This is a genomic window from Thermogutta sp., from assembly GCF_014359955.1.
Taxonomy (GTDB): Bacteria; Planctomycetota; Planctomycetia; order Pirellulales; family Thermoguttaceae; genus Thermogutta.
This window is the reverse complement of sequence record NZ_JACIYL010000159.1, coordinates 1-7,339: the sequence shown is the minus strand read 5'-3', so window position 1 is coordinate 7,339 and position 7,339 is coordinate 1. Positions and strand designations below refer to the sequence as shown.

General features: G+C 57.8%; 9 protein-coding genes and 1 tRNA gene. 2 read left to right on the top strand and 8 right to left on the bottom strand.

Annotation, left to right across the window (positions count from 1 at the left end; genetic code table 11):
- On the bottom strand, positions 1-807 hold an 807-nt coding region (locus tag H5U08_RS06930), incomplete at its 3' end, for a tetratricopeptide repeat protein (protein WP_297031577.1).
- A 685-nt stretch (positions 808-1,492) separates the two neighbouring features.
- Here H5U08_RS06930 and trmB point away from each other — a divergent pair.
- A complete protein-coding gene (gene trmB / locus H5U08_RS06925) occupies positions 1,493-2,134 on the top strand; it encodes a tRNA (guanosine(46)-N7)-methyltransferase TrmB (protein WP_297031575.1) in 642 nt (213 codons plus the stop codon).
- Positions 2,135-2,227: 93 nt separating this feature from the next.
- Here the strand turns inward: trmB and H5U08_RS06920 are convergent, their stop codons facing one another.
- Positions 2,228-4,090: a beta-L-arabinofuranosidase domain-containing protein gene (locus H5U08_RS06920; protein ID WP_297031573.1), complete on the bottom strand. Its 1,863-nt coding sequence runs from the start codon at positions 4,088-4,090 to the stop codon at positions 2,228-2,230.
- Positions 4,087-4,338, bottom strand: coding sequence for a hypothetical protein (locus tag H5U08_RS06915; RefSeq protein ID WP_297031571.1), 252 nt, complete (start codon positions 4,336-4,338; stop codon positions 4,087-4,089). The genes H5U08_RS06920 and H5U08_RS06915 overlap by 4 nt, the downstream gene beginning before the upstream one ends.
- A gap of 129 nt (positions 4,339-4,467) precedes the next feature.
- On the opposite strand from H5U08_RS06915, the gene H5U08_RS06910 reads away from it, so the two are divergent.
- Positions 4,468-4,541: transfer RNA gene (locus H5U08_RS06910), tRNA-Arg, on the top strand.
- A gap of 346 nt (positions 4,542-4,887) precedes the next feature.
- On the opposite strand, the gene H5U08_RS06905 is transcribed toward H5U08_RS06910, so the two are convergent.
- The 5 genes from H5U08_RS06905 to H5U08_RS06885 all read right to left on the bottom strand — a co-directional run bounded on the left by H5U08_RS06905 (position 4,888) and on the right by H5U08_RS06885 (position 6,902).
- Complete coding sequence (locus tag H5U08_RS06905; RefSeq protein ID WP_297031569.1) at positions 4,888-5,082, bottom strand: hypothetical protein; 195 nt, start codon at positions 5,080-5,082, stop codon at positions 4,888-4,890.
- Between the two features lie 17 nt (positions 5,083-5,099).
- Positions 5,100-5,492: a hypothetical protein gene (locus H5U08_RS06900; protein ID WP_297031566.1), complete on the bottom strand. Its 393-nt coding sequence runs from the start codon at positions 5,490-5,492 to the stop codon at positions 5,100-5,102.
- Between the two features lie 82 nt (positions 5,493-5,574).
- The gene (locus H5U08_RS06895; RefSeq protein WP_297031564.1) at positions 5,575-6,159 is read right to left on the bottom strand and encodes a hypothetical protein; all 585 of its coding nucleotides are present in this window, start codon (positions 6,157-6,159) and stop codon (positions 5,575-5,577) included.
- Positions 6,149-6,628, bottom strand: coding sequence for a hypothetical protein (locus H5U08_RS06890; RefSeq protein ID WP_297031562.1), 480 nt, complete (start codon positions 6,626-6,628; stop codon positions 6,149-6,151). Before H5U08_RS06890 ends, H5U08_RS06895 begins: the two co-directional genes overlap by 11 nt.
- Positions 6,594-6,902 (bottom strand): hypothetical protein, encoded by a 309-nt coding sequence (locus tag H5U08_RS06885; RefSeq protein WP_297031560.1) that lies wholly within the window; start codon positions 6,900-6,902, stop codon positions 6,594-6,596. The genes H5U08_RS06890 and H5U08_RS06885 overlap by 35 nt, the downstream gene beginning before the upstream one ends.
- Positions 6,903-7,339: the final 437 nt, after the last annotated feature.

The window sequence follows — 7,339 nt, the reverse complement described above, 5'->3', positions numbered from 1 at the left end:
CCGAACCAAATAGGCTGCGGGAGAACCAGCGCCTTTCGGGCTGAGGTGCTTCAGGCTTTCTTCGGCCGCATCAGGCTTGCCCAAGGCCAGGTGAATACGGGCCTGTTGCAACCACCCGGCGTCCTGGGAAGGGGTATCAAGTCCCGGCGTCAACAGGAATGCTTGATTGAAGCGGAGGGCCTCCTGCCGGTTTCCCTCCGGGTCCAGAAGATGGGACTCGGCCATCAGCCAATTGACACGCGGCTGTATTTGCGGGTCGAGCTTGGCGGCCTCCCGAAGGTACTTACGGCTTTCGGCAAATCGGGAAAGATAATGGAGCGTGCGTCCCAGGGTGAAGAGACCATCGGCCTCCCGTCCGGAAGGCAGCCCTACAATCGTCGCCTGATCTCCGAATCGAGCTGCCAGAAGGAGCATGCGGTGGCGCTCCGTGCCCGTTTGGCGGTCGGCTTCCGCAGCATAAGCGACAAGCTGCGCAAACAAAGCCGCCCGAAGCAACTGCGGATCCGCACGTTTATCAGCCAGAACTTTTTCGGCCATTTCGTGCACGGCGTTCCAATCCTGAGCGTCCACGGCCTGCAGAAGTGCCGGGGCGCTGTCTTCCGATTTGCCTGTCAGCCACCACCACGCGAACCCGCCCAGACCGGCAACCACCACCAGCAAACCTAATCCCACCACCAGCAAACCCCGCTTGGAGCGGAAGATTGCGCGGATTCCCTTCTGGCGGGCTGCCTCGCTCGTGCGACGTGCCGCCTGCTCCGGAGATTTTTCCACATCGGCTTGCGGGACCTGGTCCTGCGGTTCCGGCATATCGACTCGCTTTATCGGGCTGTCCCAGCAAGATTGACGAAGCGTTGGCCACGCGGTGACAGGGATTCCGCCTGTTCACCAGGAAACCGGGAAGGTGGTATTTACCGAAAAGGCCAAATCCCGTCAATCTCAAACTGGAAAATCAAGCATTCTGGCACTCTGGAAAAGTTAGCCAATTCTCGATGAACCATTGGCTGAAGCGACATTCCAGCCCCCGTCGCCGCTCGCTCGGGCATGCCGAATGCTACTTCAGGTTGCCCTGGGGCGGGCTCGTGTCAGCCCGACGCGAGCAGATCACGAAGACGACGGCGTTTCCGTTTCCCCTCCGGGCCAACAGGGGCGACCCCTTCGATGGCGGTACCGCTTTGGGATATGATGATAAGAAAAAGGGCGGCAAGAACGCGAAATCAGTGCATTCCCCTGAAACTGCTTGTGAAAGTTCTATCGGCTGTCATAATCTCCGGAATGCCGATGGAATGCACTCCAAATCCCCCGGCAGGTGAGGGATGCGTTCCCGCCGGAAGTTGCGTTCCGCCGCGCGAAAGGTGAAAGACAACCGTACTTGGTTGTCGGAATATCATGCCCGTATTTTCCACAACTGGCAGCGTGTTACACGCTTTCGTTTGTTCCGAAGCATACGACTACTTTTTCTCCATATTCACAGTATAAATACGGAATAGTGACAATGGGACGACGTGCTTTGCGAAAGATAGATCCAAATCTGGATCTTTCCTTCCACTATCGCGAGCTTGAGGCAATACCCAAGCCGTGGCAGGGTGAACAGATTTTCAGGCGGGTCGCGCCTCTGGAGGTTGAAGTGGGCAGCGGGAAGGGCCTGTTCCTTCGACAGGTCTCCGTGGCTCATCCCGAGCGCGACTTCGTGGGTTTGGAGGTCTCCGGCAAGTACGCCCGGTTTTCCGCCGCTGGTCTGGCCAAGCTGGGCGTACGGAATGCGATTGTGATCCACGGCGACGCCCTGCGGTTTTTCGCCGAGTGGTTACCGGACCGTTCGGTCGAGGCCGTGCACGTTTATTTTCCCGATCCCTGGTGGAAAAAACGACATAAAAAGCGGCGGGTCATGAAGGAGAGCTTTCTCCGGGATGTCGAACGTGTATTGACGTCGGGCGGGCGTCTCCATTTCTGGACGGACGTGGAAGAATATTTCCAATCCACACTTGAGTTGCTCAAAGCGACTACACAATTGACCGGCCCCTTCCCTGTCCCCGAACACACCCCCCAGCACGATATGGACTACCGCACCCATTTTGAGCGACGGGTTCGCCTCCAGGGAGGCACCATCTACCGGGCGGAATTTGTGAAAGAGTAAAACACCACGCGCATGTGGATTTTTATACACGACTATCCGCCGTGTATCGCTTGATTACACGATGCGATCTACTCATCGTGAGGACCGACCCCATCAGGGCGCCGTATTCTTTACAGGCACGATCAGTTCGTCCTCCACGAACGCCGGATCATAGGGATTCGGCACATGAAAGTAGGTGGCTTCCCCCGTGGGATCGGCGAACTCGGTGAGCTTCAGCGCGTAACTCATTGGAGCCCGCGGATACCACGCGCCAGGGGCCCACGCTTTCACGCGGCAGGCCAATCCTCCGGGGTGAACCGTTTCATCGGGGAATGGCCCTTCCAGCGTCTCCGGATTGATCGTGATCAGGCGGAGATCGATATCTTTCAGGTCTGGGTGTCCCTGGCGGCTCAGGCAGAACACCAGCGGCCCATACATGACAGCGACCCGGCCGGATTGAGCCCGCCGTCCCCGCACCAGCCGCACTTTCATCGGGATTGTCAGCACCACTTCGTCACCGTTCTTCCACGTTCTGCTGAAGACGGCCCAATCTCCGCCTTTGACCATGACGGCCTCGTCTTCGCCGGGGAGCTTCACCGAGGCTTCTTTGCAAAAGCGAGGTATCCGCAAGCGTAGCTCGAACGCTTCCGGTTTGGGGAGGTTGATCGTGAGGGCCACAACGCCGTTGTGGGGATACTCAGTCTGCTGTGCGACCGTGGCGATCTGGCCGCTTGGAAGCGGCAGCTTAAGCTGGGCTTCGGTGTAGAGATTGACCGCGATCCCCTTTTCCGTTCGGTAAGCCACCATCCCGGGCAACTCGGCAATGATGCGACGGTAGTTATTCGGGCAGCAATAGGTATCGTGCGGGAAATACGACCGCGGACCGTCGAAGGGTGTGTAATACCGGATGTGCCGACCATCGGGAGACTGAGCGGCGAATAACCCGTTGTAAATAACTCGCTCCATAATATCGCCATAGAGGCTCTTTTTCTCTCGGCGCAGCAGTTCGTCGAGCCAGCGGATGAAATATGCCGTGGCACATGTTTCGCCCAGGTTGATCGTCCCCGACTGGCTGTCGTCCCAGCATTCATGGTCCCCGCATTCCCCCGTGATGACCATGCCCTCACGATGCAGGAGAAAATCCAAGGCCTGTCGACTCGCCTGCCAGAGCCGCGGATCAAACTGCTGGTCATCCAGCCGGAGCTGCGCGATGGAGCGGCAGAGATAGGCGTAAACATGGCCTTCAATCTGACCGTAACGTCCTACAACAATTCGGGCTTGCCATTCGGGAAGTTTTCTAAAATTGACAACAAATTCTTTATAACGCGGGTCATTCGCTTCTTCGGATAGAAGCAAAAAAGCGTTTTCCAGGCCCGTCACGGCCATATAGACGGTGATGGAGCCCCCGCCCGGCTGATTGTCCGGATGGGCCTCCCAATTGCGGATGATGTGATCCGCGAGACGGCGCGCAGCATCAAGAGAGCTTTCGGTCGCGAAGAAATGGTGATCTGTGGCCAGGGCATAAACCAGGTAGGACATCTCGTGAATATCCCACAGAGTCCACATTCGAGACGAAGGTTCCATAATCCCGATATATCCATCTTCCTCCTGTGTGGCGAGTATCTCGCGAATTATTTTGTCTTTTAATTCGCGCAAACGCGGATCGCCGGTATGAACAGCCAGTCGGACGATACTATCGAGCAACTTTCCCAGTCCGACGTAGCCACCTTTCCGGTTACGTCGCTGAAATGGCGTGAGGAAGTCATCCGCTACATTGATCTGAAGGAGGTTGTTTTCAACAGTCACCTGAATCCGGCGCCCTATTTCACCCCCAAGCTGAACATCCTGCAACGAAACCTGCTGCCAGGGGGCCTCCGCGAACGACGCTGATGACGACCCGATCAGCCACAGCACCGCACAGGCAAACAAGAACGCCCAGCGACGCGGGTTCAGGTAACCGAACTTGGATGGGTTCATTTTTCGCCTCCTGACTGGACCGCCAGCAAATGCCCCACGGACTGACCGAACTTCGCCGCCGAAACAAAGCCGAGATCCTGCCCGTCACTATGGTGGCCCACCATTGAGAGCGCCGCAAGCTGCGTCTCATAGGTGGACCGATACCCCAAGATAGTGTCACCCTGGCCTCCCCTGCTGTGAAAGACGGGCTCGGGAAAAATTTCATCAAGATCGCGGCGAATCCCGTGGAAGGGCCGCCTATCGGACACCCGGTGCATCCCTGGGAGGCAGGACTCCCCCCTTTGACCGACCGTGCTCTCGCGCTAAAATAGCAGTGAGATTGGCCCCGGCGGCCTCTCGGCCGTCGAGCGGCTTGAGCTACGTTGCCCGCATGGTAAGCGCCTCTAGCTCAATTGGATAGAGCATCGGTCTACGGAACCGAAGGTTGCAGGTTCGAGTCCTGCGAGGCGCGCTAAGTTATCTTGCAACCATAAGTTACGTTTCGCATCCCGTTGCAAGATCTCTCTATTCATCGGCATCTGGGGCAAAAAGTCCTTTGTCGTGCCACCGCTTGCGGCGCACTGGCCGCCGGGGGTGAAAAGCCCTTCGGCAGCGTCGTCGATGCCCGAGGTAAACGCGTCGCCCATGTAGGCGATATAATCCTCTTCACCGGAGCCGCTGTAGTCCTGGCCATAGTAGCGGTAGTCATAAAAGCCGGGATACGTGACTGTGTGGTCGTACGAGGGATTCCAACTGCCGCTCCAACTGCTGCTGGTGGAATAGCCGCTGCCGTTGCCCTCCGACACGGTGTGTGTCGACTAGGCGTTTTCGGAGCCGTTCTCGATGCCGGTGACGCGGTTGGTGGCCGAACTTGCCACGGTCCCGTCCCCCTGGCCCTGCCAGGTCTTCGTCCACTGGTACTGATAAGTGTAGTCGTCGTAGGTGACGTTCTGGTAGCTCCCGCCGCTGGCCCAGGTCTCCGCAGACTCTCGCCGTGGCCGACCGCAGAGCAACGACCTGATGTGCGTGGCTAAGGTCCCTCAAGCTCCTTCGTGAGTGCCTCCCAGTCGCGTTCGGTTGCTCGCACGACGCTTGCGCCGATTAACTTGGTGTAATACAGCGAATAGTTCTCAATTCTTTCAGGCCAGCGGCCATCGCCCCAGAGGTGAGCTTCGAGGCAATGGATAAAGCCTCGACGCACAAAGAGAATAAATCCGACACCGAACTGTAGGCCATCAACGTCAGCACTTACGTCACGAATCGCAAAACTCCTATTCGTAGGTAATCGCCGAGCATCACCAGGCACCAAGAAAGTGACGAAGACTCCGACGCCTGTCTCGTCGCGGTATGCCACCCTACTGGCTGCGTACTGCTGGCGAAGTAACTCCAATACAGGATGATCACCCGCCAGCAGCTTCTCCATCGCAGATCTCTCCAACGGTGTCAGCTCTTGCATAGACCAACGTCCCCACGAATCCGTAACGGCGTCGCCCTCACGGGCGACATCAGAAGGCGGTGCCCATCCTTACGACACCGTCTATAATAACCCCACGCACCGTGACCTTCATTCCACTGACCACTACCTCGATCTCGTATTCGCCTGCCAGCTTGCCCTGCTGTTCCAAGGTCTTGACCACAGCCTCCTGCAACACTTTATAGGCTGCTTGTTTCGATCCATATCGCCCCACCAGTTGCTGCATGAGAGCGTGCTGGCTTCGAAAAACGTGATGGAGTTTGTTCGCGTCTTCTAGTTCTTGGGCGGATCCCACGAGGGTGACCGCTTGCCGGGCTTTTGCCGCTTTCGCGGCCGGGGCTCCTGCGGCAAATTCGACCCCCGTGGCTCCGAAGAATTTACTCCAGCCGTGGGTGTCTGTCCAACTGCCCGGTTGACCAGCCTCGTCGGTAATCAATCCCCGGCTCCAGTCCGGGGAAGGAATGTAGGGAACCCGAATAGGGTCCTCCGGGTTGAGAATCCCCAACCTGCCAAAGGGATCCGTTACCTCCAACCGACGCGGCGCTTCAAAGTTACAGCTCGGCTGGCCCCCAATGCCACTGAGATAGTAGGCTCGAATCGTCTCTCTATGGCCCAAGCACGCGCCACAGGGCTTCCCAGTCGCGCTCACGCGACGTACCCCGCACGACGGCACCCACCGTGTGCACGTACGTTAGGCGGAAGGTATCGACCGTCTCCGGCCACTGGTCGTCCCCGTGCGTAAACCCCTCAAGGAAATCAATGGCTCCCTCCGTAATGAACAATATGAAATCGGCGCCAAGCCGAAGCCCCGGGATGTCCGCGTGAACATCCCCGAGTTGGAACGACCTTTTTCCTGCAACCCGGGGTGCGTCCGGAGGAATCGCGAAATGGGTAAAAAACCCCACCCCGGTGAACTCGCGTTGGCTGACCTCACTGACGGCGAACTGTGCACGAAGCGTTTCCAGAGTAGAGTGGTTGCCCGAGAGGAGCATCTCCACTACCCTTCGCTCTAAATCGGTAATACCCATGGTCTTATTCATCCAGAGCATCTTAAGGCGTGCCACACGGAGTGAACGCAGTTCCAATCCGCACTACTCCCGCAGGGTCAATCCAGCCCATCACAAGAATTCTCTGACCGTGCAGCACAATCTCAAGGTCCTTGAACATGCCTGAGGTGATACCCCGACGGCTCAACTCTCTTACCACCGCGTCCTGCAAGGCCTTGTAGGCAGCCTGTTTGGAGCCGTACTTGGCGACAAGTGGGGCGAACAAGTGCTTGCTCTGACTGAAGACGTGATCTATCTTGTTGAGGTTAGCCAAATCCTCAGCCGATGCAACCAGTTTACTCGAAGCACCCAACGCCCGCATGCGGCGTGGGGACTATGCCGGACTCGCCACGCCCATTGCTGTGGTCCGCGCGTGCCACTCGCCGGACTCAGCCGGTCGCCCTGAGTGGTATGCCCTGTTCGCGTCCAGCCGACTTTTACGGGAATCGGTCACCTTGCTTGGCAAACGCCAATCCGGCCAGGACACGCTTACTGAGATGGATTCCCTGGGGGGTCGGAGAAGCCTTGCTCCAGCGCAGTGAACCCTAGTGGTATCCCCGGCCGAATACGGCCGCGAAAGCATTCCGCGTGGCAGAACAACATCCGGTGTCTTTGATTTTCGCGGAGCGCGGTCCAATTAGTTATCAGCTTGAGGCCGCATGGGTCAAACCCCGCGGCGGCGATCGGCCTCCCACAAAAAGCGCAGAAGTACTGTTTGGGGGTCGCGATACGAGAAATGCTCGAATGAAC

Excerpts from the sequence above, each read along its gene's own strand:
- H5U08_RS06900 (WP_297031566.1), bottom strand. The coding sequence starts at position 5,492 with ATGGAGAAGCTGCTGGCGGGTGATCATCCTGTATTGGAGTTACTTCGC.
- H5U08_RS06920 (WP_297031573.1), bottom strand. The coding sequence starts at position 4,090 with ATGAACCCATCCAAGTTCGGTTACCTGAACCCGCGTCGCTGGGCGTTC.
- trmB (WP_297031575.1), top strand. The coding sequence starts at position 1,493 with ATGGGACGACGTGCTTTGCGAAAGATAGATCCAAATCTGGATCTTTCC.